This is a genomic window from Roseobacter sp. (genome assembly GCF_045106495.1).
Classification (GTDB): domain Bacteria; phylum Pseudomonadota; class Alphaproteobacteria; order Rhodobacterales; family Rhodobacteraceae; genus Roseobacter.
In genome coordinates this window covers 83,582-108,318 of sequence record NZ_JBGCEQ010000002.1, presented here as the reverse complement: position 1 = coordinate 108,318, position 24,737 = coordinate 83,582, and the positions used below count along the sequence as shown (strand labels likewise).

General features: G+C 53.5%; 22 protein-coding genes and 1 pseudogene. 10 read left to right on the top strand and 13 right to left on the bottom strand.

The features are described from left to right. Positions 1-5: 5 nt before the first annotated feature. The gene (locus tag AB8B75_RS01170) at positions 6-1,607 is read left to right on the top strand and encodes a BCCT family transporter (RefSeq protein ID WP_405359195.1); all 1,602 of its coding nucleotides are present in this window, start codon (positions 6-8) and stop codon (positions 1,605-1,607) included. 121 nt (positions 1,608-1,728) lie between these two features. Further along, a pseudogene (locus AB8B75_RS01165) lies at positions 1,729-2,523 on the top strand (IS110 family transposase); the annotation flags it as partial. 603 nt (positions 2,524-3,126) lie between these two features. On the opposite strand, the gene AB8B75_RS01160 reads toward AB8B75_RS01165, so the two are convergent. From AB8B75_RS01160 to AB8B75_RS01140, 5 genes are all read right to left on the bottom strand, one after another. Beyond that, positions 3,127-4,530 (bottom strand): hypothetical protein, encoded by a 1,404-nt coding sequence (locus AB8B75_RS01160; protein WP_405359193.1) that lies wholly within the window; start codon positions 4,528-4,530, stop codon positions 3,127-3,129. A 256-nt stretch (positions 4,531-4,786) separates the two neighbouring features. After that, positions 4,787-5,668 carry a hypothetical protein gene (locus AB8B75_RS01155; RefSeq protein WP_405359191.1) on the bottom strand — a complete coding sequence of 294 codons (882 nt, stop codon included), beginning with the start codon at positions 5,666-5,668 and terminating at the stop codon, positions 4,787-4,789. 10 nt (positions 5,669-5,678) lie between these two features. After that, a complete protein-coding gene (locus tag AB8B75_RS01150) occupies positions 5,679-7,076 on the bottom strand; it encodes a hypothetical protein (RefSeq protein ID WP_405359189.1) in 1,398 nt (465 codons plus the stop codon). 4 nt (positions 7,077-7,080) lie between these two features. Further along, complete coding sequence (locus AB8B75_RS01145) at positions 7,081-8,103, bottom strand: TAXI family TRAP transporter solute-binding subunit (RefSeq protein ID WP_405359188.1); 1,023 nt, start codon at positions 8,101-8,103, stop codon at positions 7,081-7,083. A 10-nt stretch (positions 8,104-8,113) separates the two neighbouring features. Beyond that, the gene (locus AB8B75_RS01140; protein ID WP_405359187.1) at positions 8,114-8,920 is read right to left on the bottom strand and encodes a hypothetical protein; all 807 of its coding nucleotides are present in this window, start codon (positions 8,918-8,920) and stop codon (positions 8,114-8,116) included. A gap of 156 nt (positions 8,921-9,076) precedes the next feature. Here AB8B75_RS01140 and AB8B75_RS01135 point away from each other — a divergent pair, with 156 nt between their 5' ends. Genes AB8B75_RS01135 through AB8B75_RS01120 form a run of 4 tightly spaced genes read left to right on the top strand, consistent with a single transcriptional unit; the run spans position 9,077 to position 12,923 of the window. Beyond that, positions 9,077-9,736 (top strand): hypothetical protein, encoded by a 660-nt coding sequence (locus AB8B75_RS01135; protein ID WP_405359185.1) that lies wholly within the window; start codon positions 9,077-9,079, stop codon positions 9,734-9,736. Further along, a complete protein-coding gene (locus tag AB8B75_RS01130) occupies positions 9,724-10,824 on the top strand; it encodes a hypothetical protein (RefSeq protein ID WP_405359183.1) in 1,101 nt (366 codons plus the stop codon). The genes AB8B75_RS01135 and AB8B75_RS01130 overlap by 13 nt, the downstream gene beginning before the upstream one ends. Before the next feature lie 34 nt (positions 10,825-10,858). Then, positions 10,859-11,395 carry an OmpA family protein gene (locus AB8B75_RS01125; protein ID WP_405359181.1) on the top strand — a complete coding sequence of 179 codons (537 nt, stop codon included), beginning with the start codon at positions 10,859-10,861 and terminating at the stop codon, positions 11,393-11,395. 25 nt (positions 11,396-11,420) lie between these two features. Next, positions 11,421-12,923 (top strand): caspase family protein, encoded by a 1,503-nt coding sequence (locus AB8B75_RS01120; protein WP_405359180.1) that lies wholly within the window; start codon positions 11,421-11,423, stop codon positions 12,921-12,923. 442 nt (positions 12,924-13,365) lie between these two features. On the opposite strand, the gene AB8B75_RS01115 is transcribed toward AB8B75_RS01120, so the two are convergent. From AB8B75_RS01115 to AB8B75_RS01080, 8 genes are all read right to left on the bottom strand, one after another. Next, positions 13,366-13,650 (bottom strand): hypothetical protein, encoded by a 285-nt coding sequence (locus AB8B75_RS01115; RefSeq protein ID WP_405359178.1) that lies wholly within the window; start codon positions 13,648-13,650, stop codon positions 13,366-13,368. A gap of 274 nt (positions 13,651-13,924) precedes the next feature. After that, positions 13,925-14,752: an ABC transporter ATP-binding protein gene (locus AB8B75_RS01110; RefSeq protein ID WP_405359176.1), complete on the bottom strand. Its 828-nt coding sequence runs from the start codon at positions 14,750-14,752 to the stop codon at positions 13,925-13,927. After that, complete coding sequence (locus tag AB8B75_RS01105; protein ID WP_405359174.1) at positions 14,746-15,522, bottom strand: ABC transporter permease; 777 nt, start codon at positions 15,520-15,522, stop codon at positions 14,746-14,748. Before AB8B75_RS01105 ends, AB8B75_RS01110 begins: the two co-directional genes overlap by 7 nt. A 1-nt stretch (position 15,523) precedes the next feature. Beyond that, positions 15,524-16,549 carry an ABC transporter substrate-binding protein gene (locus tag AB8B75_RS01100; RefSeq protein ID WP_405359172.1) on the bottom strand — a complete coding sequence of 342 codons (1,026 nt, stop codon included), beginning with the start codon at positions 16,547-16,549 and terminating at the stop codon, positions 15,524-15,526. 294 nt (positions 16,550-16,843) lie between these two features. After that, a complete protein-coding gene (locus AB8B75_RS01095) occupies positions 16,844-18,172 on the bottom strand; it encodes an amidase family protein (protein ID WP_405359170.1) in 1,329 nt (442 codons plus the stop codon). Further along, positions 18,169-19,176 carry an ABC transporter substrate-binding protein gene (locus AB8B75_RS01090; protein WP_405359169.1) on the bottom strand — a complete coding sequence of 336 codons (1,008 nt, stop codon included), beginning with the start codon at positions 19,174-19,176 and terminating at the stop codon, positions 18,169-18,171. Before AB8B75_RS01090 ends, AB8B75_RS01095 begins: the two co-directional genes overlap by 4 nt. A gap of 59 nt (positions 19,177-19,235) precedes the next feature. Continuing rightward, positions 19,236-20,054 (bottom strand): ABC transporter permease, encoded by an 819-nt coding sequence (locus tag AB8B75_RS01085; RefSeq protein WP_405359167.1) that lies wholly within the window; start codon positions 20,052-20,054, stop codon positions 19,236-19,238. Continuing rightward, positions 20,051-21,337, bottom strand: a complete 1,287-nt coding sequence (locus AB8B75_RS01080; protein ID WP_405359166.1) for a M20 family metallopeptidase — start codon at positions 21,335-21,337, stop codon at positions 20,051-20,053. The genes AB8B75_RS01085 and AB8B75_RS01080 overlap by 4 nt, the downstream gene beginning before the upstream one ends. 109 nt (positions 21,338-21,446) lie before the next feature. Between AB8B75_RS01080 and AB8B75_RS01075 the strand changes: the two genes are divergently transcribed. From AB8B75_RS01075 to AB8B75_RS01060, 4 genes are all read left to right on the top strand, one after another. Next, positions 21,447-22,352 (top strand): LysR family transcriptional regulator, encoded by a 906-nt coding sequence (locus AB8B75_RS01075; RefSeq protein ID WP_405359164.1) that lies wholly within the window; start codon positions 21,447-21,449, stop codon positions 22,350-22,352. 182 nt (positions 22,353-22,534) lie between these two features. Further along, the gene (locus tag AB8B75_RS01070; protein WP_405359163.1) at positions 22,535-23,212 is read left to right on the top strand and encodes an amino acid ABC transporter permease; all 678 of its coding nucleotides are present in this window, start codon (positions 22,535-22,537) and stop codon (positions 23,210-23,212) included. After that, positions 23,209-23,916 (top strand): amino acid ABC transporter permease, encoded by a 708-nt coding sequence (locus tag AB8B75_RS01065; RefSeq protein WP_405359161.1) that lies wholly within the window; start codon positions 23,209-23,211, stop codon positions 23,914-23,916. Before AB8B75_RS01070 ends, AB8B75_RS01065 begins: the two co-directional genes overlap by 4 nt. A 20-nt stretch (positions 23,917-23,936) precedes the next feature. Next, positions 23,937-24,719, top strand: a complete 783-nt coding sequence (locus tag AB8B75_RS01060; protein WP_405359159.1) for a transporter substrate-binding domain-containing protein — start codon at positions 23,937-23,939, stop codon at positions 24,717-24,719. Positions 24,720-24,737 lie beyond the last annotated feature (18 nt).

Here is a 24,737-nt window from a genome sequence, read left to right as displayed (position 1 = left end):
CAGACATGCCAAATAGAGAAAAAAAGACACCGGAAACCCTGATTGCAAAATCTGGTTTGTTTGCCGGGATGAACACTTTCATGGCTCTCGCGTCGATGGCCATGATCATTGCTTTTGTCGTTTACACGATCATGGATGTTGAACGTTCTTCTGCAGTTTTTTCTGCGGGCAAAAATTTTATTCTGGGCACAATGGACTGGTTTTATGTGCTGGTTGCCAATGCGGCCCTGTTCTTTTCGATCTGGTTGATGTTCAGTCGGTTTGGGGACGTGAAACTGGGCAAGGAAGACGACGAGCCAGACTTCTCGACCTTCTCGTGGATCGCGATGTTGTTCTCGGCAGGACTTGGGTCCGGCCTGATCTATTGGGGCGTGGCTGAGCCAATGTTCCATATTCAGGGAAACCCGTTTGGCGACGAGGCGGGCCTCGTGGCAGGATCAACAGCCGCAGCAGTCAAGGCCGTCACTGTAACCAGCTTTCACTGGGGTTTTCACGGCTGGGGCCTATACGTACTGACCGGGCTTTGCCTGGCGTATTTTGCCTATCGCAACGACCTGCCTTTGACACCGCGTGCCGCGCTCTACCCTGTGCTCAAGCATCGCATTTATGGACCTTGGGGACATCTGGTCGACCTGATCGCGGTGTTCGGAACAATCTTTGGTATCGCGACATCGCTGGGTTTGGGCATCGTGCCTATTGGTGCAGGCTTCGAACGGCTGGGCATTATGGAAAACACCCAAACCAATCAGTTGATCCTGGTGGGCATCATAACCGTCCTGGGCACTGCCTCTGCAGCATCTGGCGTCGGTAAAGGCGTGCGCATCCTGTCTGAGATCAACGTCTTGACCAGTCTTGGTTTGCTGCTGTTGTTCGTCATTCTGGGGCCAACCGCGTTTATCCTAGGCGTTACGATTTCGGGCATGGGCGATTATCTCTGGAACGTCTTGCCGATGGGCTTCTGGATCGACAATGAACCGGAAAGTCAGTGGCAAGGATGGTGGACCATCTTCTATTGGGGTTGGTGGATCGCCTGGTGTCCCTTTGTCGGCATGTTCATCGCACGCGTGTCCAAAGGGCGCACGATCCGGGAATTCTGCCTAGCCGTCCTGTTTGTGCCGGTCACGGTTGTGATCATCTGGATGGGTGTGTTTGGCGGAGCGGCGGCAGGAGTGGATCTGTTTTACGGCGCAGGCGTGGTTGATGCCGTCAACGAAGACTATGCACGCGGGGTATTCCAGACGATTGCAGGATTTGGATATGACTGGATCACCTACCCGATGTATATCCTTGTCACGCTCTTGCTGGTTTCATGGTTTGTGACGTCTTCGGACTCCGGCACGCTCGTTCTGTGCACCATGTTGTCGATGGGTGACGAAGACCCACCGATCCGCTTCCGCATTTTCTGGGGCCTGTCCTCCGGCATGGTGGCAGCGGTTCTGATGGTGGCGGGCGGCTTGAGCGCGTTGCAAACGGCATCCATCGTGGCGGGTTTGCCCATAGCTGTCATCGTCTTGCTCATGATTTATGGCATGGTCAAAACCCTGCATGAAGAGCACCCAGTGCCGGATTACCCAGACAAATATGATCTGGAATTCTTGAACCGCTAAATCAATAACTTGTATACGACCGAGGCCGCTTTTGTGGCCTCGGTGACCCGTGAGAAACCATTCCTTGACTCACTATGGTGCAGTCGGGACTGATGCTGTAACCGCTCCCCGACGGCATCTTTACGTCAAGCCTTTTGTGAAGCGACAAAAGAACGATGCGGTCGACGCTGAGGCGATCTGTGAGGCTGCTGTGCGCCCCTCAATGCGGTTCGTGTCAGTGAAGAGCGAAGAGACGCAAGGCGCGGCGATGGTCTTCCGTGTCCGCGAGCTTCTGATCCGGCAGCGGACCCAAGCCATCAATGCGCTGCGAGGACATTTGGGTGAGTTCGGGCAGGTCGTGCCTGAAGGCGCAGCAAATGCAACGAAGCTGATTGGAATCATTGAAGATTCGGAATGTGAACTGCCAGCGGATGCCATTGCGACGTTGAAAACCCTCCTCGCAACACTCACCCATTTTGAAACGGAGATTGCCAAGCTTGATGCCGAGATCGCCCGCCGGGCCAAGAAAGACGAACTCGTACGGCGCCTGATGACAGTACCAGGTATCGGCCCGCTGATCGCGACGGCACTTGCCACCCTTGCGCCACCGCCAGAAAACTTCCGGAGGGCGCGCGACTTTGCAGCTTGGCTTGGACGAGTACCGCGCCAGCATTCGACTGGCGGCAAGCAGCGACTTGGTGCCACAACAAAGATGGGCGAGCGATCCTTGAGACGGTTGCTAATAATTGGTGCCAATAGTGTCATCATCAAAAGGCACACCCATCGAGACGCTCAGCCGGGAACGTGGCTGGGCAATCTATTGTCACGCAAGCCGCCGATGCTGGTGCGGGTGGCGCTCGCAAACAAGATGGCGCGCATCGTCTGGGCCTTGATGGCCCGTGGTGGCGTCTACCAGTCTCCGGTCCCGGAAGCATAAGGCTACCGAGGGCCGCGAGAACGTCGGAGCGTAAGAGGGCAAGGAGTAGTTTGGCGCAACAGTCGTGAGACAGGTTCAATAAATCAATATGCAACAAGTGCCGATGAGCACGCGGGACTGATCTGACTTTGAACTTCGAACACCATACGGGCCCGCAGCATGTGGATCACTGCATCAGAGGCCGGATACATGTCAGCACCCGATGACGCGTCAAAATCAACTCTGAAATTACCTCTTGCGCATGGAGCGGTTATTCATGATGCATCAACTTGCACTTCGCATCTCCAATCCCCGCGTTGACGACGCGACCATCTTCTCAAGTTCCAGGATCGAACACAGCAGCGCCGCGTGATGGTTCGCAGGTCGCGCACAGACCAATCCAATCCCCGCCCAATTGGTAGAACCCAATCCACAGGTCCGACCGCATGGAAGCGCTGAAAAAACAGTCTCAAGACAGATTCTGGTCGTTATGGCAAAGCGAAACCCAGCGAAAACGCCAACCAGCTGGCTCCGAGCTTATGGGTTAGTTTCCGCAAGACGGCCTTTTTGCCGCAGAAATAGACAAGAAGATCTCTGCAAATCCACGGAATAGTCGCTCAAGGGCTATGTGTTTTTGTCTTCAGAACAGTCATCGCTAGCGCTGTCGGCAGGTTTTCCCGTGTTTGTTTGGGAACGCTCCTCGTCGCGTTCGATTTGCAGAATACCTAGAATGAGGCCGCAGAAGGCCAAAAAGAGCGATGTCAGGACAACGAGCGACGGCTCAAGCAGCACGCGCGTGAGAAACGGGACAGAGACCACGTTGCTGTTGTCCGTTGTTCCGCCAGCGCCGGGACGCAGAATGTGAAATCTGTTCGCCTCGGCAGAAAGATTTGCGTGGTACCGACCGTCCTTGAATTCGACCTGACCATAAAAATGGGATGGTGATGCGCTCCAGTAATAAGTTGGATCGTTCCGCCTATCGAACCACTCAGCCAATGGTTCGGGAAACCAATTAGTCTCGGTGCCGTAGAATGCAGATCCTGCCGGAAAACTGACAGGTTCAGTATTTGTCGGATAGATACGTGTGCATGAACGGTCCTGATCTCCTGAAACGCTTCTATCCGATGCGAAAAAACGCGCCGGTGAGAAAAGTTTCCAACACAAGACCTGACGTATTAGAATTTCGGTTTCCCCTTTAATGACCGGAAGATCGTCGTCAGCCACAGTGGCGCCGCCTACAGTGCGCAATTTGCGCCCGATCACAGCAGGGCCATCTATGGTGACAGGTGTCAGTGGTGAAGCGAAGGCCGCGTTTTCCCCACGTTCTTGCGCACAACCGGGATCTTGTGAAATCGTGATAGGCCCTTTGATCGCAAACTCCCCGATCATATCCACCGGATCGCTGACGTCATCAAAATTCAGTGGCTTAAGCATCAATCCCTCAGGTTCCTCCGTATTCGGGTCTGTCGGCTTTGTTTTCTCCGGTGGGTCCTGGTGCGAATCACGCACCGCCAAATCTTGACCATTAAAGCTGAGCGTGGCGAGTGTGCCTTTCGCATTTGCGGGTTGGGTATCCTCTTCATCCTTACCAATTTTCTGCATTAGCCAGATCAACCATGGCGGCCTGACTGCAATAGACGGCCGGACGTTTGAAATTCTCAGAACTTGTTTTCCGTCGTCGATATCCATCTCAATGCGTGAATCAAGAAGAGGCTTAACAATACCGCTGTAGCAAAAATAGTCTGGTCTGGTTTCGACTGTAATTGCCTGAGCCGATAGTGTTGAAGAACTCCATTCTTGCCAAAAAACACGAAAAAATGCGGAAACGATATTTTTGATTTTTTCAACAATATCATTGGTCTTCGCCTCATGTTGAGAAACATCGACAACGTCTCCCCCTTTGGCGGAGATCAATACTCCTTGCAGTCGGATCTCGCTCCTGTTCTCGTTTGTCACATCGTATTCGAGCCGGGTCGTTTCAACTTTGGTGACAAATAGCCCGCCAGATGGGTAAAGAAAAACAAACAACAAGATTGCGCAAATCAAAAGGACAAGCGTCCCAAATGTCAGAACACTTAAGATCGGCGCAAAACGGCAAAACAGGTTTTTGACTTGGACGTTGCTACATGCCCTGAAACAGGCATGAGCCGCCCGCTTGATCGGACCGGGTTTTTTGGTAGGCGAAGCAGCTACGTGCTCTCCATCATCCAACGGCTGTTTGACCTCACTTTTCAAATGCGCCGGAGATTGCGCCAATGGCTGATCGTGCTCGGTCCCCGTCATTTCAGGGTAACTCTGGCAAAGTGATGCGCGAGCGAAAGAGACGGGGTTTCGGCAGGTGCGGCTGGGTAACTTCCAGCCAAACCTCATAGATCGTGTTTCCCTTCAACTTTGGTTTTTCTTTGATTCCCAAAGTACAATCAAATCCCCTATCTACACGCCGCGTCGTCTCGCACTCAAATTTATCCACCGGCTCTTCATTCGGTTTGCCTGACTCATCAATCTCGTGAAGAGTGGCTTGTACCCGTGCATTTCCAATCTCAAAGACAGCCAGGAGCGTATTGGGCACGTCACTGTTCTTGGAACTGAAATACATCGGCACGTAGTAACTCGAGCGACCCGCTGCACAATCTGGTGCCACGAAACCGCGCAGAAGCATTAGATCTTCTGTATAATTCCCATCAATATACTTGCTCTCATCGGCTTTTATAGTGATCGGACTGCCCTGAGCCTCCTCCTGAGCGGCAAGCGGGATGCTTCTCGCTACGGCCTCATAAAAGCCATTGATTGTTCGCACTTCTGCACAAAGCAGGAGTTTTTCACTTTCCTGATCAATGTTTGCCGGCAATCTAATGGGTGCAAATCGCAGATCTTTCATGTTTATCTTTGCGGCCGCGGTGGGCGCGGATTTCTCTTGATTTTCGTTTTCTTCCTTCTCTGCGTCTACGTTGATCAACTGAAAGGCCGCAAAGAGTTGATTGGTCCGGATCGACAGCCGTTGATTGCCAGACATGGTACCACTCGAGGCATTGATCGTTTCCTTGAATTCGATTTCCCCCGAGATTGGAAGATCCTGGAAAAAGGAGTTTCCAATCTCGGGAGAGGCGCTTTGGGCGGTCGCAACAGAAGCGCCAAAGCCTAGAATCAAAGCAAGACGTACAATCATTGGAACATCCTCAAAAGCTGCGCTGTTCAAATCCAGACGCCGGCAGCGTGCCGTCTGCTCGACGCCAGCCAAATACAAATTTGCTACCCGGTAAAAAATAGTTTGCGGCCAGCATATCACGAAAATCATCAAGCGACTGGAAAGAATAACGCGCCCGTGGCTGGCCTTCCAACACCACATTGACCCTTGCAATACGATCCTGAGACCGGAAGGCCGAAGCCGTATTTGTGCGAGAGACAATGACGCTTTTGCCATCGGCGTCAAAGCCAAGTGCTGCGATGCCCAAATCGGATAGTGCTGCCTCTAAAATGCATGCGTTGACTACATTTTTTTCGGGTCCTTCAACAACCAGACCCTGATCGCGCAATGCAAGCGCTTCATCGCGTTTTTCGGGATCGATCCTGCAAATCTGCGCGTCCTGTCGCCAGTCTGACGACGCCGACCCTACAGGCCCGGAAACTTTGGGTTCCGAAAGGCTGAAGCTACCGTCGATCGTATCATAAAGGACGTGAGGAATTTGACGCCATCCCAGAATTGGCAAGTCACGGTCGCTTGCAGCAAAAACACTTTGGGCCTCGACCGCTAGACGCACGTCTGTGAAGATACTCAAAAGAGGTCGCTTGTCACTTATCACCGGCAGCAGGTTCCGCGAAAAGAGTGAATAAATCTCGGTTGATAGTTCATCGGTTGGCAGGTCTTCGAGATCCAAGCTGTCCAGCATGCCAACCGACTGATCGCCTCTCAGAAGTTCCTCGCGTTCCGAATTGTTCATGATGTCATAGGCAATGCCCCTTGGCGAAGAGCTATAGAGCACCAGGATCTCGTTATCCACATCATCGAACCGTGGTCGCACAGGCGCACGAGACGCCTCAGAGACAAGCGGTTCATCCCCGCATGCATTGATAATCAGGACAATTCTGGAGGGCCGCCCGACATTGAGTTTGCGAATGACCTCCTCAAGCGTTATCGACCCAGCGCGCATATCGCCAATCGAGCCATAGCGTTCGCCGGAGCCTGGCACACCGACCAGGTAGTTTTTCCCATCGTCAGAAAACCCGTGGCCGTTAAAAACAAAAAGTACTTCAGAGCCTTCGGTGATCTTGGTCGATGCCACGTCGAGGTCATTCTCGATGGACCGCAGAGAACGATCCGAAAATGAGGTGTTGATCACATCCCAGTTCATGTCCTCAAGGGCTTCAACATAGCCCAATGCATCCGCGCGGGGCGTGAGCAGGTTCAGCGGAGAATTCATTACTGGTTCGTTATCGCCCAGTCGTTCATATGCTCCATTGCCAATGACAAAAGCAAACCTGTCAGTAACGACCTCGGCCGCAAGCGGCTGTGAGGCGGCGAGCATCACCGCAAAAACAAGAAAGATCCCACTGCTTTTCCAGCGCGCGCGTCGCACAACCCTAACGTCCGTTCAGGACGCGCGCAGAACACCGATAGATGTCCGAACGGTTACCTGCGCCTACAAGATCAACCTCCCGCCACTTCGGGTGACTGCCCGAGATCGGATTCTGCCTGTCCCTAAGGCCGTCTTTGATCGCCTGCGTCAGGCGGGCAATCAGATCACAATAGGGATTCTCCTCGTCGTAATCAAAAGTCACCAGTAGCGCAGTCACCGCCAACGTAGGGACATCGGCTTCAAGCCAAGGATACTGATCACGTGTCAATAGGGCCTTCCGGTAAGGTGTTTCAGCGCCGTCCAGCAACGTTCCGTATTCCGTTATCGGCAAAAGCTCGAGGCCCTGTTCGGAAGAGATAGATTGACCCAACGAATTGGGCGCTCCCGAAACGTCGAAAAGAACGTCGTATCCCGCACCTATCGCCGGCAGGCCCTTTTCTACCGAATAGTTGTCCCAATTGTATGTTTCGGTTGCATATCCCATTTGCTCAAACAGCCACCTTGACGTAAGGTTCGTACCGCTCCGCTCGCCACCCGCGTTTACGACAAGTCCCGCGCCTATGATGTCATTTACGCTTTCGAGTTCGTTCGCCGATTCCGCATAGACATGAATCTCTTCGCCATAGAGCGGCATCACCACCTTAATTCGATCTACGACGGTTTCGAGCACATCACTGCCTGCTGCCCGTGCCCGCAACTGGTCAAGCACGTCAGCCTGCACTAGTGCGAGTTGAAAGTACTGCTGATCTTCGTGCCCTTCGTATCCTATGAGGCGCTTTAGGTTTTGCACGGATCCTTCGCTTGGCACGATCTCTAAGCGGATATCCGGAATCATTTCGCCTATTTCTCTGGCAAAACGCGTGTAAGTCCCACCGGGAGAGCCTGTTGTGATGGTCAGATAAAGACCGTCATCCTGAGCCTCGGCAGGCACACTGAATGCCAATGCGACAAAAACCCCAAAAATCAGGGAAATCGCGCTTCGGTGCGCCGTCTGCATGAAATTCCCTAGTGTTGAGCGGACTGACATTGCCACCTCCTTAGCGCGCGTAAAATTCTGATTTATCGACATAGACGAGTCCAAACTCCGCATGGACGAGCATCACCGTTTGCGCGTCTGTATCTTCTGTTTCGATAACAATCACGTTCTCTCCGGTGTCGCTTATCGACCCCACTTCCGTGAAACCTGAGTCAGAGCCTGTTTTGAGCAAAAGTCCGGCCGGTGCTTCTTCCACCACAATCTGAGTTACTGATCCAAGATCGAGCCCGCGGTTGCCCTCAAGCTCCAGCGCAAAGCGGCGCGTCAGACTTTCACGACGCGCCACCTGATCAAGGGTATCCAGTATCTGACGCAGCTCGTTCATCGATTCCAGATCCCGTGGCGAAAGCACCCCCGAAGTGGCCTGACGGGTTTTCAAACGCTCAAAGTCGTTGCGCACAATTTCGAGCCGCGCAGCCAGACCATCGCGCTGTCCTTGGAGGCGTGCAAGCTCCCATTCAAAAAGACCGAGCGCATCGGTCCCCTCGCTTCGCGGAGCGCATTGATAGGAAAACTTCGCTTTTTCCAAAGCAGGAATGATGTCACAACTTTCAGCAGTCGGCGGTGCCACGAACCAAACCCAAGCCCGCGCGCGTTCGATCTCAAGCCGTTCTTCCCACGCCTTTTCACGATTCGCGAGGTAGTTTGGCAATTCCTGGATGTACAGGTAACCACATCCCTCAAACTTCAACCACTCCAATATAGGCGCGTCTTCGCATTTGAAATTAGGATACGGGTTTTGGAATTCACCCAAAAATGAACCGACAGCTTCGGATGCTGAGGCGATGTTCGGGTTAACCCCCGTCAAAAAGAACACCATCAAAAAAGATAAAACTTTTTGCCAAATGGCCAAAATTAATCAACTCCATGCCGATTGTTGCGACACACATTTCCACAGACTATCATTAACGGATTATAAATAATCAATTGATTCGTTAACTTAGTAGTAAGGAGGTTAATAAGCGTGGTCCGTTCATCCTTAACTTTTGTTCTTGTTTTGTGCGTCGCCTGGTCAGGCAACCAAAGTACAGCGCAGATACTGACGGATGAAGATATGGCCGCGCTTGACCTTTCTGCGATTGATACGGCAATCAACAACATTGCACTGCAAGTTGAGCGCTTAAAGGGAGATGCTTCAGTCGCAAGCCCGCCCTTGGCCGGGATTTCGGGGAATTCGACAGACCCGACGCCTGCCGTTGCGGTGCAAACGACACGCTCCCGCGCAAATGCCCTTTGCTTTAGGGATTCAGAAACCGGCCATGTGAATCCTGCCAAACTGGATACATACTTCGATAGCTTCGAAGGATTGGTAAAAGAGATCAACGTTACTCTCGCGGCCTTCGAAGGCCTTAAAGTGAGCTTTGAAGAAAGCGCTTGCCCCAGTTTTATGACGGATATGGTAACAACAATAGACGGACAGCTGGCAAGCATTTCGCGCCGCGACCTGAGCGATTTGGTTTTTCATCTGGAAAGCTGCTGGCCAGATGACGATATGTCCGAGGCGGACCAAACACCCGTGACACCTGCAGAAATGGACAAGCGTTTTCTGCGTGCGCGCACAGGGCTCAATGCTTACGGGCGCATCCAGCGCAGCTACCGGGAGGCATCGCAATGGTGCGAATAGCGTTTGTCACAATGGGCGCTTTTTTGGCCGTTACGACCGGTCAGCTTTTTGCCCAGCAAGGCGCTGCCTTGCGCGAAGTCTACACACTTGTGAACGATGCAAACCGCCAGATTCTGGAAATGCAAAGCGCCATCGAACAGACTGAGGCGCGTCTATCCGCATGGGAAACGAGCTTAAGCCGTGCGTCCGCCACGAGGAGCGCGCGGACAGTTGCACCGGGCAGATCAGAAGGTGAGTTAGCCGCGCTGGGTCGCGAAATCGCCAACCATCCGGTCACTGCTTCAGCAAGTGGTGGCTGCCGAGACGATCTGCAATCAGTAGGCCAGGCGGATTATTTGAACAGCGCTTTGACACGGCTTCCCTCGATAAATGCTTGCGCTCAAAGCATTGCGCCGCGGGTTCGCATCGATCTCCCGTTTGAATGTGCGAGCCTGTTTTGGAAAGTTGGCACAAGCGGCGCTTTGAACCTGTCAGGCCACGTACAAAACCCTGGAGATCTGGATGCGCTGCGCACCCGTTTCGGTACCGCGCTGACCAAAGACGTTGTGACGCGGCCCTTCCCGGTATGCTCTGCTCTGGAAGCCTTGGAATTGCCGCTGACCTCGCAAGACAAGCCTTCTATCCGGATGTTAAGCGGGCAATCCAACATTCTGTTTGATGACAGTCTGGCTTTCGAAGTCGTCACGCCCGATTTTTATGCATTCTTTTACCTTGCTTATCTTCAGGCTGATGGGACCGTGGTGAACCTGCTGCCCAGGCGAGGCTTGATGCGACCGCAACACCCGCCTCGCACCGTTCTGCGCTTTGGCGACGGGCGCGAGGGACGCCAGACATATACCGCTTCCGCACCGGCGGGCACCGAAGCCATTATCGGGATCGCATCCCGAAGCCCAATCGACGCTTTGGAAAACCTCGAACAAGGCGCTTCGGGGCAATACACTATGAGAGGTGCGTCAGGGGTCCGTGATGTTGATCAGGCAGTGTTTCTTGACCTTCTGAACAGCAGCCTCGACGAAGAATATGAAGCCGGTGGTGGCCGGCGCGAAATTTCTGCCGAAGTCCTGCACATTACTGTCGTGCAAGGATGACTTTAAACGTGAAACCCCTCTGTGGAGGCCTAAAATGATTAAACGAATTTGTTTTCTTATTGCTGTGCTGGCCGCACCTGTGTCAGCGCAGGATTTTCAGGACAGCACATCCATACTCCAAAAACTCATGCCACAAAATACAGGTCCAATGGTCCGATCAATGACACCTGTGGCAAAACGCGGCATTAACATACAAGGGCCGTTGCCCGCCAATGTCGACCTGCCAAAAGTTGATCTCACCGTAAATTTCGAACTCGGATCTGCGCGGTTGACAACAGATGGCATGATAGCATTGCGCTCGCTGGCCAAGGCGCTGCTACATCCCAGCATTGCGAACATGACTTTTCAGGTAGCAGGCCACACGGACGGACGGGGCGATGCCTTTATGAACCAAGGTCTCTCTGAACGCCGTGCACAAGCGGTCGTGGAGTTCCTGACCGTTCATTATGAAGTGCCCAACAATCAGCTAATCCCTATTGGATATGGCTTTAACCGCCCGATGGACCCCACAAACCTCATGAATCCATTGAACCGGCGTGTTGAAATCATCAATTTGCAACCCCTTTCCTAACCCGCACACGAAGGAGACGAATACTATGCTGAAAGCTCTAAAATCTATTCTCGTATGCGTGGCGCTCATTTTCACAGCTCAATCGGCTAGTGCGACCATGGAGCGTAAAGTCGCCCTGGTTATTGGCAACGGTGCGTATACCCATGCAAGTCCACTCGCCAACCCTGTCAATGATGCTCAGGCAATGTCCAACAAACTTGAATCTCTAGGCTTTGAAACCTACACCGGTTTTGATCTCGACAAATTCGGAATGGAACGTCTGCTGCGCGATTTCGCGCGTGCTTCGCGTGAAAGCGACGTGAACGTTTTCTTCTATGCCGGTCACGGTATGGCTGTTGATGGGATAAATTATCTTGTCCCCGTTGACGCCGCCTTCCAAGACGAGACCGCGCTTGATTTCGAGGCGGTAGCCGTCGATTTCATCACGCGTCAAATGTCATTGTCGAATGCGGTAAACCTCGTGTTTCTAGACGCATGTCGAGACAACCCGTTGGCCAGCACACTTTCACGGTCGATGGGAAGTACACGTTCGGCCGCTGTCGCAAATGGCCTGGCCGAAATGAAAGTAGCAAACACCGGCAAGGGTATGGCCATTGCTTTTGCAACGAGCCCCGGCGAGGTTGCCCTTGATGGCGAGGGCATGAACTCGCCCTTTACCACGGCGCTGCTGCGCCATCTGGATGCCGAAAATACGGACATTGCCGAGGTGTTCACGCGTGTGACCGGCGACGTATATGAATCCACGGGCCAACAACAGCGTCCTTGGCTGAATGTGTCGCTCACCGGGTCTGTGATGCTCAACCCGGTTACACGTCTGCAACCCGCTCAGAATGAAGCTGTAACTGCCTTGGCAACGCAACCGCAAAGTGCCGCTCCGGCGGGCGGTCAGCTCCTTGAAGAACAAAAGATGCTCTTCGATCTGGCACGCGAGACGCAAGACCCGGAAGACTATCGTGCGTATCTCGAAAGTTTCCCACAGGGCCTCTACGCAAACAACGCGCGTCGTATGATCCGTCGACTTGAGGGCAACGGGAACGGAGGCGTGTTCACGTCAACGGGCACGGTGACAGCCGCTGCAACTGCGCCCGCGCCAGCCAACTCTCGCAGCGCACAAATCAATGAAGCCGGCCCTCTCGTTTTGCCGGTTTCCAACACCTTGCGCGCAATGCCATCTTCAGAAGCCACAGAGATGCGGCTGGAACTTGACAGGACGCTGCGCGGCAATATTCAGTCACGCCTGAATGCAGCTGGCCACAACGTCGGCAAAGTGGACGGTCAATGGGGACGCAAGACCCGGACTGGTTTGTCTAACTGGCAAGTGGCAAACGGTCTGATACCCACGGGTTATTTGAACGTGCCCCAGTACCAGCTGTTGGTCTCGCAAACCGAAGGCCGTTACACGCCTTACACAGCGCCCGTGGCCAATTCGCGCCCGAGTTCGAACAACACCAGACGCAATAACGGCAACAATGATGCTTTGGGCGCTGCACTTCTCGGGGCGGCCATCGGTGCTATACTGACGAAGTAAAACAATGGGTATGCAGGGTATCCCTGCATACCTCGCTTGATCGGCTTACCAGACGGTTTTTGGACCCAACTTAGCCGTTTTTGGAAATTCAGATGCAAATATCGAAACAGCTTGCTCTGCAGATTGATCGCTTCGCTTGCGATTTTCTAAGCCACCTGGCATTCACCTGATTGCCCAATACAAATGTCAAATCACATCATGGAGGATGGTATCGGTTGATCACCGCTTTCGCCACCGCCTCTGGCGACGTCTTGACATCGAATTTCTGACGCGCGCCAAGCAGATGGAAATCCTCATTTTGACAATTTGCGCCAAGCCGATTTGCTATTTCAACGTTGGGATCGCTTGTCTGGTCGCCATCAAGTTACAGATCACTAGAAGCTGGCATGCATTCGGCTGTTAGGACAAGTGTGAACGCTCTGAACTATTCGCAATCTCGGCCTCAGATTTCTTTGCTGACGCCCCAGTGCACCCAAAGCTGTACCTTTCTCCACCGGCCATTGTGCTGCAATTCATGCGCCCCGATGATCAGCGCCCAGATCTTGCTTTTATGCAGCTTGCCTTTTTGTTCGGGATTGCCGGCATTGGTGCGGTCGCTTCCATTTCGCACCAGTATCTGCGCCACACGCCCTTCTTTTCCCAAGGCCTTCGGGAATGGTGAATCGTTGCCCTCACCGATGTGGTGATCCAACTCGCAGTTTACTGAAACACGGCCAAAATACCACATTTTCAGGGGCTTCGAGACGCGTTGTAGTGTCTCAACCGCAGGGTTTCAAAATGATCGTTACGTCTTCCGCGACGCGGTGGACCAAACCGCAATCTGCTGAACGAGCGGCCAAGCCGAAACTCTAACTTTGGATGTTTCTCCGCGGCGCCACGCGGCTTTCTCGAAACTCACTCATGTTCGCGGCTGAGTGCCTCCTGCATTCTGATCTAAAAACGGACCTGGAATGCGATGTCGCTCAATTTTGCTTTCAATAGGTTGGCAACTACCTTGAACGTCACAGCTGTCGGCCAGTCATTTGTTGCTCGAAAGCGCGTGCACTTTCTTGTTGGATGGGTTCGAAACAGCGTTGCTTGAGAGAAAGAAACTCCACGGAAAGCGAGAGTTTCGGATCGCGTGGACGCGGCAAATCAACAATCACCTCGTCGATGATGCGCCCGGGGCTTGCGCTCATGATTAGTATCCGGTCGGCCAGAAAAACGGCTTCATCAATGTCATGCGTCACAAAAACCACCGTTGGCTTTTGGTCCGCCCAAATACGCAACAGGTTCTCCTGCATCAGCAATCTGGTCTGCGCGTCCAGCGCGCCGAAGGGCTCATCCATCAAAAGTACGTGCGGCGATGGCGCCAACGCACGCGCGATACCGACACGCTGTTGCATACCCCCTGAAAGCGTCGACGGACGCCGGTCAGCAAACCCGGCCAACCCCACCAAGGACAATAGCGCGTCCGCGATCTCAAGCGATTTGGATTTTGAATGCCCCTGCATGCGAGGACCGTGCGCAACATTGGCGCGCACGGATTTCCACGGAAAAAGTGTGGGTTGTTGAAACACCATACCCCGATCCGGTCCGGGGCCGTTGATTTTTTTGCCGTCGACAAGCAACTGCCCGCTGCTAATCCGCTCAAACCCAGCGACGGCGTTGAGCACCGTCGATTTTCCGCAGCCTGATGGACCCAAAATGCAAACAAATTCGCTCGCAGCAATCTTGGAAGAAAAGCGGTCGACGGCGCAAAACGCGTCCTGCCCTTCGCCAAAAATGATACGCACAGAATCAAGATCAATCGCCCCACCGCGGATCTGGTCCGCTTTCGCCACTACCACCAGACCAATCTTTTTGCCGTAACCGAAAATGCTTTGTCGGCCGCTGCTGAAATCAAGCCTAACATCACCAGCCCGCCAAGCATTTTTCCCATCTGCAAGTTCTGTTGTGAGATGTCGATACGGTAGGCAAGCCCGGCAAAAGTACCGGCAAGCTCTGCTGCAACCAGCGTATAAAATGAGATCGACACAGACGTGCGCAGCCCAACAAAGATATAAGGCATGGCTCCCGGGATCAGCACCTCGCGCAGCATGAGGCGTTCTGGGGTGCCAAGAGATTTCGCGGCTCGGATCAGCCCTGGGTCCACCTGTTTCACACCAAGATGAGCTGCGATCCAGACTGTAAAAAAGACGCCCCAGAAGACCAGAAAGTACTTTCCCATTTCTCCAAGACCGAACCAAAGGATGACGATCGGCACAAAGGCGATCGGAGGAATGGGACGTAAAAGCTGGAATATCGGCGACAGAAAGGCCGAGATCAAGGCATACCGCCCCGTCATTACGCCAACGATGATGCCCGCCAAGGCGCCTGAGACAAATCCAACGACAACACGCGAGACGCTCATCAAGAAATCTTCTGTCAGCTCGCCGCTTGCCGCCCAGCCATACAAGGATCTCGCAACTGTACTCGGCGGTGGGAACAAGACCGAGTTCACCACCCCGGAACGAGAAACACCCTCCCACGCCAGAAGGAAAACCGGGACCGAAACAAAAGAAACAAGGCGGCGAAGACGTTCTTGCGAACGCTCCGCCGCCAATTTGTCCGACGCCATATCAGAACGGATCTTTAACGCGTGCAGGATCGATGCTGCGCAGTGGTTCGGGAAAGATCACGGTGCTGAAGTCAGGCATGGTCGCGCCGTCCGGATGGTTGCCACTATCAAGACGCCATTGCGCATGCGCGGTCAGCACGTCGACTTGGCGCTGATCCAACACCACCTCAAAGATGTAATCGTCCCAGATCGCCGCAAGGTCAGCAACCGGCATTCCTACCGCCGTCGCAACAACCTCAATCGCCATTTCCGGATTGGCTTTCATCCAGCCTTCGGCTTCAATCAGCGATTCCAGAAACGTGTTGATCAGTTCGGGATTGGCTTCGAGGTAATCTTGCATCACAACGATGTTGAACGTCTCTGAATAGACGCCGCTTGTGTCGAGCTGCAGCGCTTTATCGGATAGGGTTTTTTCTCCGTTGCTGATATGCGGCTCCCAGGTGTTGTAAGCGTCTATGCTGCCGCTGACCATGGCTGGCAACATGTCTTGCGGACGCAGGTTCACAAGCTCGACGTCGTCTTGTGTCAGATTTGCTTTTGCCAACAACGCCATGGTGTAAACTTCACTGCCCGAACCGGCAGTAAAGGCGATCTTTTTGCCTTTGAGATCCTCGAACGACGCGATGCCGGATGTGGCACTCGTCAATGTCTTCAGGTCGGAGTATTCCATACGTGCCAGAAACGCGATGGGCTGCTTAGCCATAGCTGCCGCGGTGGTCGGCGCTTCGGCTGTGGTTGCGATTTGCGCAGCCCCGCCCAAAACCGCATTCAGGGCCTGTTTGCCGGAAGTGAAATTACTCTGAGCGATCGACAAACCGTTCTTCTCAAAAATTCCTTCTTCCATGGCCACAATGGCAATGCCTGAGATTGGTGAAAGATTGAGCGCCATGGTGGCTTCGGTTTCTTCAGCATGAAGCGGGGTGATGCTTGCTGCCGTGGCGAAAGCTGCACTTAGAACAAGGCCTGAAAAGTGCGTTGCCACTCGGGTCTTAAGTGGGTTTTTCAAGTTCGGTACCGTGTGAGACATGAGAGAATCTCCAAATAACATGAGTGGGCGATTTGCCCGGATGAATGAGGCTCACACGCAGCACCCCCGGCGCATTGACAACTAATTGACAGACAGTTGATCAGCCCGATCCCTAGGGAGTTTTCTGCACAATTATCAATCGGCTGACGGCTCCATGCTCGTTTTGACTGCGACGAAAAAAACAGCGCATCAGCATCCGATGGCGCGGATTAAACTGAAGACGGAGCGCAATAATTACCGGCGTATCTCAGGACACGCCTCAGCGTTGTTGGATCATTTTTTACGCCGTCGGGTCTAAATCAGCGCGGCAATTCTCTTGGCGATTTCCACTGCCGCAGGCAAGCGTTCAGGAAGTGTGTACAAGGTCAGCCCCCATCGCACATTGCTGGGCGTTTTCCCAAAAGGAACGGCCAGGGCGCTCAAACCCAATGGGCTGGCAAAATTCGTGTAGGTTCCATTTCGAAAGTTTGGTCCAAGCGGGTCCTCCTCGCACATAGCGAGAGACACAAGCACGCCAACTGTTGGTGTAACCAACACGTCATGGGCATCCCAAAAGGGTTCTGTTGCCTTACGTACTTCTGCTGTTTGGTAAAGCGCACGGTACGCATCCGCTGCGGTGAACTTGCGGCTTGCTTGGATCATCGTCGCCACCACCGGATGGCAGGCTTCTGGGTTTGCGTCGATAAATGCACCCACCGATACATCGCGTTCGGCCAAGAAAGCTCCGAAGAACATCAGGTCGTTGATGGACTGAAACGGCACGAGATCTGCTTCCGCCACATCCATTGTCTTGGAAATCAAATCATGGGCCTCTGCATAAAGTGCTGCGACATCAGCGTCTCCAAAGGTTTCGATATGTTCCGGACCCGCCATCGCAACGCGTGGAGCGGCAATGTTGGTTGTTACAATTTCTGCGCTGAAAGCATCTTCTGGGTCGCTGCCTTTGACAGTGTCATGCACCTTCAGAGCATCTTCCATCCGGGCGGCGAAAACCGTCGCTGTGTCGAAACTGCGGCAGGCGTAGACAAGACCGGCGCGGCTCCATTCTCCTGGGGCTGGTTTAAGTCCGTAGATACCGTTGTAACTTGCCGGAACGCGCCCTGATCCGCCGGTATCTGTTCCGATGGCAAAAGCGACCATTCCGGTCGAGACCGACACACCGGCGCCCGAAGAGGAGCCACCGGGTATGTAATCCGCGTTGAAGGGGTTTGTGGGAATACCATAGGGCGAGCGCACACCGACAAGGCCGGTTGCGAACTGATCAAGGTTCGTCTTGCCGATGCAAATCGCCCCAGCCGCTTCAGCTTTGGCAACGATAGTTGCAGAGGTTTCTGGAGAATACGCAAATCCCGGGCAGGCAGCCGTTGTCTGAAAGCCAGCCACGTTGATATTGTCTTTGACTGAAAACGGTATGCCATAGAGTGGCAGATCCTTGGCCGCGGGGTCGGCTTCAAGACTGGCACAACGTTCCGCTAAAAATTCGGGCGATATGGTCGATATCCAAACCGCGCGCTGATCCGGGTCAGAGAACCGGCTGGCAAGTTTGGCCATCACGCTTGTTGGTGTGGCCTCACTTGATAGATAGGCGCGCCGCAGCGCGCCTATTGTCAGTGGTGTCGTCATTTGGCGTCGACAACATTTTGAAGCCATGTCGATTCGAGGAAATCCTCAAAGATGGCCCGGCTCGGAGCTTCCGGCAAACGGTCTTGGCTGACCAGAAACTCAGACGTTGCCATCAACGTGTCGACAAACCCACCAGCGGCGGCTTCGGTGCCCATGTACTGGCCCGTCAATTGCTTGTCGCACGGAACCATTTCGGTGCCGCGCATCATGCGCGTGGCATCTTCCAGTGGCAGTTCCAATTCTTCGGCAATAATCGCTGCAGTTTCTTTCGGGTTATCAATCCAATAGTCGATGCCCTCACATTCAGCCGAAATGAATTTTTCGACATACTCCGGATATTTTTCGGCAAACTCGATCATCACTACACCAACATCCCAAGTAGGATACCCACGCTTTTCCATGATTCCTGAGGTCATGAAGATGTTGCCGCCATCCTTGACGGCCTTGTCGAGGTTCGGTTCCCAATACCAAGCCGCATCAACATCGCCGCGCGCCCACGCAACAGCAATATCATTGGGTCGCAGATCAAGGATTTTCATACTGGCCGGATCGATACCTTCGTTCGCAAGGGCTTGCAAAAGCAAGTAATGCGTCGTCGAGCCGAAAGGTGCTGCGATCGTTTTGCCTTCAAGGTCTTTGAACGATTGAATGTCTTTGTCCGTGCGCACCACCATCGCTTCGACATAGTCCAGCATGTTCAGCACCATCGTGCCTTTGATGGGCAGGCCGCGCGCAACGCCGATGGCCGTTGGTGGATTGCCCAAGCCGCCGAAATCGACTTGTTCGGCTGCAATCGCGCGCAGCATGTCACCGCCACCACCGACCTTGATGTAGTTGATTTTCACGCCCGGCATTTGCTTTTGAACCAAACCAAGGTTCTTGGTCACAAGCTGGGCGTTCACCAGGTTCAGATAGCCGATGGTGATTTCTTCGGGCGCTTCTTGCGCCAGTGAGGCAGACGTCAGCGCGAGCGTAGACGCGAGGCCAAGTAGGAACTTTTTCATGTCAGTCTCCGTGTTGTGTTGTCTTTTCTAATTTCAAAGACGCAGTTCTTCTGCGTTTCTCAGTTTCTGATTCTTGCCTCCCACGGCATGAGCCAGCGTCCGATTTGACGCATCGCCATGTCCAAAGCGACACCCGTCAGGCCAAGAACTATCAGGCCCATAATGACGACATCGCTCAGTAAAAATTTCGCGGCATCCCAGATCATCCACCCGATCCCTGCTGTTGCAGCCACGATCTCGGCGGCGACCAGAACGGTGTAGATAAACCCAAGTGAAATACGCATGCCTGCCAAAATCGTAGGCCCGGCGGCAGGCAGATAAACGTGCAGGACCAAATCCCAACCTCGCGCACCCAATGCTTGGGCCGCGCGTGCATAGATCGGCTCGATACTCCAGATCGCCTGCGTCGTCGTAATGATGATGCCGGGCAATCCGGCAAGGAACAAAAGCGCGAACTTGCTTTCTTCGCCGATGCCAAGCCACATTACCAAAAGCGTATAAAGCCCGAGCGGTGGCAGGGGGCGGTAGAACTCGATGATTGGATTTAGCAGAGCACGTGCATCCTTGCTGAGACCCATCAAAATGCCCAAGGGTACGCCAACAATGATAGCTGCGAAGAATGCGGCAAGGATGCGTAAAAGGCTGACGCCCACATGGGTCTGCAAGGTATTGCCCTGATAGCCCTTTGTTGCCGCTTTGATGAAGGCTTGCCAAACGGCCTCTGGCGCGGGAAGAAAAAGCTTGTTGGCCAAACCAGTTGCCGTGACGAATTCCCAGGTGGCAAACATGACAATAACCGTTGTCATGGACAAAACACTCGAACGCGTGAAGAGGCGCCCTTTCAAGCGCTGCATCAGGGTGTCGGGTGTCTCGCTCACGCATTGGCCCCCAGCAGACGAAGGATGGTTATTGCGTAAATCTTTGCCGCCTCAACAGATTTCGGGATCGAAATCCATTCGTTATCCGCAGCCCAACCGTCTTCACCAGGGCCGAAAGTGACCGCATTGATTCCCGCCTCGCGAAACCGGATCGTATCGTTGAAGGCGTTCTTGCGGTTGAGCTTTGGCGCTTCGCCCCGCATTGTTTCATAGACAGAACTCAGGGTGACGACGGGTTCTTGATCGGCCTCGACGTTTTCGGTACCCGACACGAAAAGCGATCCCGCAACCTGACGCACAGCTGCTGTTATTTCATTCGAACCGCTCAGCTTGCCGGTGACCACGGTACTGATGTCCTGCAACACGCTTTCCATCGTCATGCCGGGTACGATCCCCACCACTGACAAGGTTATGGTGCAGGTATCTGGCGAAAACTGGATTTCTCCAGTCAAACCGCCACGGATACGCACGACCGAACACATGGGCGGCGTGTGCCCCATGAATTTGTCGGGCACATGGTTGAACGCCATGGTTTCAAGATCTGCCAAAAGGCGCCCGGCCTCCAAGATTGGATTGGCGACAATGTCCGGTCGCCAGATATGCCCCTTTGTTCCGGTGATTTCGATTTCGACAAGACAATGACCAGAGTTAGCCGTGGAAATCGACATGCCCCATGGGCCATCAGGCCCGCCCCACGCGGTTGGCTCTGCGGTAATGGAATAGTCAGGATTCAAACCCATTTCTTCGACCATAAAGATCGAACCGTCGGTGCCATCGCGTTCTTCATCGACCGTAAAGCAGGCCAGCAGTTCACCCTTAAGGGCAGGCTTCGCATCGGTGACCGCACGCAGCGCCAAAAGAGCGCTTGCCATGTTCCCACGCGTATCGGACGTGCCGCGGGCAAAAAGCAAATTGCCGTGTCGCGTTGCTTTGTAAGGGTCAAAGTCTGTCTTGTCCCACTTTTCAGGCTCGACCACAGGATAGGTGTCCAAGTGATCGTTGATCATCAAGCTCGGACCTTCGGCTCCCTTGATCCGGCCAAGAACATTCGGACGACCCGTGCGTTTGACGGGCATTTCAACATCAAACCCCATCCCTTTAAGCTCGCCTGCCACCATGTGGGCGATGGCCTCTTCTTTGGCGTGCGGTTGGTCAGGATCAAGGGCGTTGCCAGAGTCAGGCTGACCACAGCGAATGAGATCAGCGGCCAGCTTTAGCCAGCTCTCTTCTGTAATTTTATTGATTACCGATTGCTCAAACGCAGACAATTCTTGTGCAGACACAGTGTAACCCCACCAAATGTTCCAATCAGGAGCCTATTCGAAGCAACCGGTGCAAACTGCTGCTAATTTCGTGTGGCAATGTGACGAAAAACTCAACAGTCGGACTGAAATGCAAAATCTGCGCATCTACCGCTACATCGATCGAATCTCGCGAACGGGGTCTATCCGTCAGGCGGCGGAGCAGCTTTCGATAACGCCTTCGGCGCTAAACCGGCGCGTGATCGCACTTGAGCAGGAACTTGACGTCGAGATCTTTGATCGTCTTGGCCGCGGCGTTCGCCTGTCGACAGCAGGTGAGTTGTTGATCGATACAATGCGCAAGCATCTGGCCGAAACGGATACACTGAAGTCCCGCATCGCCGATCTGTCGGGGTTGCGTCGCGGACATGTCTCAATCGCATGCTCTCAAGCCGTCCTACCCTATCTGCTGCCTGAACAGATCCGCGATTACCAAGCCGAATTCCCGCAAGTTACATTCAGTGTCATGAACAAGGACGGGTCAGAAGCGGCAGAAGCGCTTTTGAACTACAGCGCCGATCTGGCTATCGTTTTCGATCCATTGCGCCAGGCGGAATTCCATACTGTTTTTGCCATGCCTCAACCTATTCATGCGATTATGGCAAGCGATCATCCACTTTCCGGAAAAACAGAAGTTTCATTGAGCGAGTGCCTTGATTTTCCGCTGGCGCTGCCGACGGCTCACTACGGCGTGCGTAAAACGATTGAGGTCCTCTCCGACAAGCTATCCACGCGTGTTACTCCGACCGTAGAGGCTGACAGCTATGTTCTGCTTCAACACTATGTCGCGCGCACGCAAGCCATCGGATTCGAGTTGAAGATTGGTTTGCCACAAGCTGTCTCTCACCAGCTGGTCTCGCGCCCCTTGAAGAACTCCCAATCCAAACTTGGTTCTCTTTTCATTGTCCATCTCAAAGGGCGCTCGCTGCCCGTCGCCGCCACCAGATTTGCCCAACAGTTCGCCGAGACTTTGGCGAAACTGAAGAACGCGGACTGAAAAATGAGTCAACGCGGACTCTTTTTACTCTGAAAACGGGCAATTAGCGAGCAACCCGCTCATAAATTAGTCAAGAAAAGGCATCCTCCGAAAGGGCGCCGCAAAAGCGGGCATCTTCGCGTTGACCTCGCACAAGACCAACAGCCTAGGCATTGAGGAGAGGCCGGGGGACTGCTGTCAGAATGGAATTGCGTTTTTTCGAGATATATCGAAATGCCGAGTATCTTTGGCTTTTGGCACAGGGCGTTGCCACGTCAGCTGGTTTGACAATTGCCGGTGGGGCCATTGGATTTGTCTTTGGGGTTTTGCTGGCGATCACCCGGTTTGAACGCGTCAAGATCTTAGGCTTGATTGCAGCGGGCTATGTCGATTTTGTGCGGAACACGCCGCTTGTCGTTCAAATGTTTTTCGTCGCCTTTGGCCTGCCGCAGCTTTTGGGATATCAATGGCCATTTTGGGCGCATGCTTTACTTGCCCTGTCGCTGAATTTTTCTGCCTATTTCGCAGAGATCATTTGGGCCGGGTTGAAATCGGTTGACGCCAATCAAAGCGAGGCAGCCAATGCGCTTGGCTTGTCGCGCTTTGTCGTGCTGCGGCGCGTTTTGCTGCCGCAAGCAATGAGCAATATGTTCCCGGCTCTGAGTGCGCAGTTTGTATTTCTGTTTCTGACCACTGGGATCATTTCCGAGATCAGCGTCAAGGATTTGACCTATGCAGGCGTTTTCATCGACAGCCGCACCTTTCGCAGCTTCGAAGTCTTTCTGACTCTGACCATCCTCTACATTCTCATGTCCCTGATCTTCAAAACCGTGTTGTCCAAAGTTGAGCGCATAAGCATGCATTGGAAATTTGTTCGATGAAGGACACGCTCACAGCCCTCTTTGGTAAGCCCGAAGGCATCATCCTGTTTCAGCTGATCGAAGCCAGTCAGTTCACAATTTACCTGTCACTCATTGCCTTTGCCGGTGGCGCGACTTTTGGCGGGCTCCTGACACTTCTGCGCATTCTTCCAAACAAAGCCGTTCAGCGCAGCGCGACCGCGTTTGTCTGGCTGTTTCAGTCAACGCCGCTTTTGATGCTTCTGTTCCTTACAGGCTTGGGAGCGCCAAGATTCTTGGGGCTGGACATCAGCCCATGGACAGCGGCCGTTATCTCATTGACCTTGCATTCTTCGGCATTCATGGCCGACGTCTGGCGCGGCGCCCTTGAAAGTGTCCCATCAGGCCAGTGGGAAGCAGCCCGCGCCGTGGGGCTCTCTTTCTTCCGCTCGCTGCAAAAGGTCATCATGCCGCAAGCCGTACGCGCCGCGTTAGCACCGACCGTCAGCTTCATGGTGCAGATCATAAAAGGTACGTCGCTGGCTTACATCATTGGGTTCCACGACCTTATGGCAATAGGCAAACGCTGGGCGAATGCCACCGTGCCTGGGTCCGAACCCTTCATCATCTTTCCCGTAATGGCGCTGATCTACTTTTCGCTTTGTTACCCATTGACGCTTTGGTCGCGCCATCTGGAAAAGAGCCTCGGCACCAAACCGAGGGAACCCGTCGTTACTACCGCCTGAAAACCAAAGAGGAAATGAATATGAAGATCTTAAAATCCCTTGCCATGGCTGCTTTGATTACACTGCCGTTTACCGGACCGGCGTTTGCCGACTTGTCTGACATTCTTGACGCAGGTGTCATTAAAATCGGCGTGCCCGAAAGCTTTCCACCGTTTGGATCGCTGAATGATGAAGGCGAGCATGTCGGCTACGACATCGATGTCGCCAACCTTATTGCTGAAGACCTTGGCGTCGAGGTTGAGATCATCCCGATCGTCTCAAAACAACGCATCCCGTTTCTCGAGACCGACAAACTTGATCTGGTCATCTCGACTCTGGGCGCAAACCCTGAGCGGGCGAAATCCATCTGGTTCTCAGCGGCTTATGCGCCGTTTTACACCGGCGCATTCGGCAAAGCCGATCTGGCAGTCGAAAGTATCGATGACTTGGCGGGCCTGAAAATTGGCCTTACCGGTGGGACCATCGAAGACATTCAGGTGACAGAAGACGCACCCGAAGGCACAGAGATCCTGCGTTTTGGTGATAACGCTGCAACACAGGCGGCCTATGTGGCCGGGCAAGTGGATGCCATTATCACGTCAAACGTGGTCGCCGCAGCCCTGTCCGAAGCAAACCCCGGTCTTGATCTATCAACCAAATACATCTCGAAATATGGTGCGTCGTTTATCGGTGTTGAAAAAGGCGAAATTGATTTGCTGCAATGGGTCAATGTTTGGATCATGCACAAGAAACTGAACGGCACATTGAATGAGATTTCGCTTAAGTGGTTGGGCCAACCTTTGCCTGAGCTGCCCACTTTCTAAAAAAATTGGCGGCAGCAA

Coding starts and splice junctions, on each gene's coding strand:
- AB8B75_RS01145 (WP_405359188.1), bottom strand. CDS start 8,103: ATGTCAGTCCGCTCAACACTAGGGAATTTCATGCAGACGGCGCACCGA.
- AB8B75_RS01130 (WP_405359183.1), top strand. CDS start 9,724: ATGGTGCGAATAGCGTTTGTCACAATGGGCGCTTTTTTGGCCGTTACG.
- AB8B75_RS01075 (WP_405359164.1), top strand. CDS start 21,447: ATGCAAAATCTGCGCATCTACCGCTACATCGATCGAATCTCGCGAACG.
- AB8B75_RS01170 (WP_405359195.1), top strand. CDS start 6: ATGCCAAATAGAGAAAAAAAGACACCGGAAACCCTGATTGCAAAATCT.
- AB8B75_RS01115 (WP_405359178.1), bottom strand. CDS start 13,650: ATGTGGTATTTTGGCCGTGTTTCAGTAAACTGCGAGTTGGATCACCAC.
- AB8B75_RS01095 (WP_405359170.1), bottom strand. CDS start 18,172: ATGACGACACCACTGACAATAGGCGCGCTGCGGCGCGCCTATCTATCA.
- AB8B75_RS01155 (WP_405359191.1), bottom strand. CDS start 5,668: ATGATTGTACGTCTTGCTTTGATTCTAGGCTTTGGCGCTTCTGTTGCG.
- AB8B75_RS01105 (WP_405359174.1), bottom strand. CDS start 15,522: ATGGCGTCGGACAAATTGGCGGCGGAGCGTTCGCAAGAACGTCTTCGC.
- AB8B75_RS01060 (WP_405359159.1), top strand. CDS start 23,937: ATGAAGATCTTAAAATCCCTTGCCATGGCTGCTTTGATTACACTGCCG.
- AB8B75_RS01090 (WP_405359169.1), bottom strand. CDS start 19,176: ATGAAAAAGTTCCTACTTGGCCTCGCGTCTACGCTCGCGCTGACGTCT.
- AB8B75_RS01070 (WP_405359163.1), top strand. CDS start 22,535: ATGGAATTGCGTTTTTTCGAGATATATCGAAATGCCGAGTATCTTTGG.
- AB8B75_RS01125 (WP_405359181.1), top strand. CDS start 10,859: ATGATTAAACGAATTTGTTTTCTTATTGCTGTGCTGGCCGCACCTGTG.
- AB8B75_RS01100 (WP_405359172.1), bottom strand. CDS start 16,549: ATGTCTCACACGGTACCGAACTTGAAAAACCCACTTAAGACCCGAGTG.
- AB8B75_RS01065 (WP_405359161.1), top strand. CDS start 23,209: ATGAAGGACACGCTCACAGCCCTCTTTGGTAAGCCCGAAGGCATCATC.
- AB8B75_RS01120 (WP_405359180.1), top strand. CDS start 11,421: ATGCTGAAAGCTCTAAAATCTATTCTCGTATGCGTGGCGCTCATTTTC.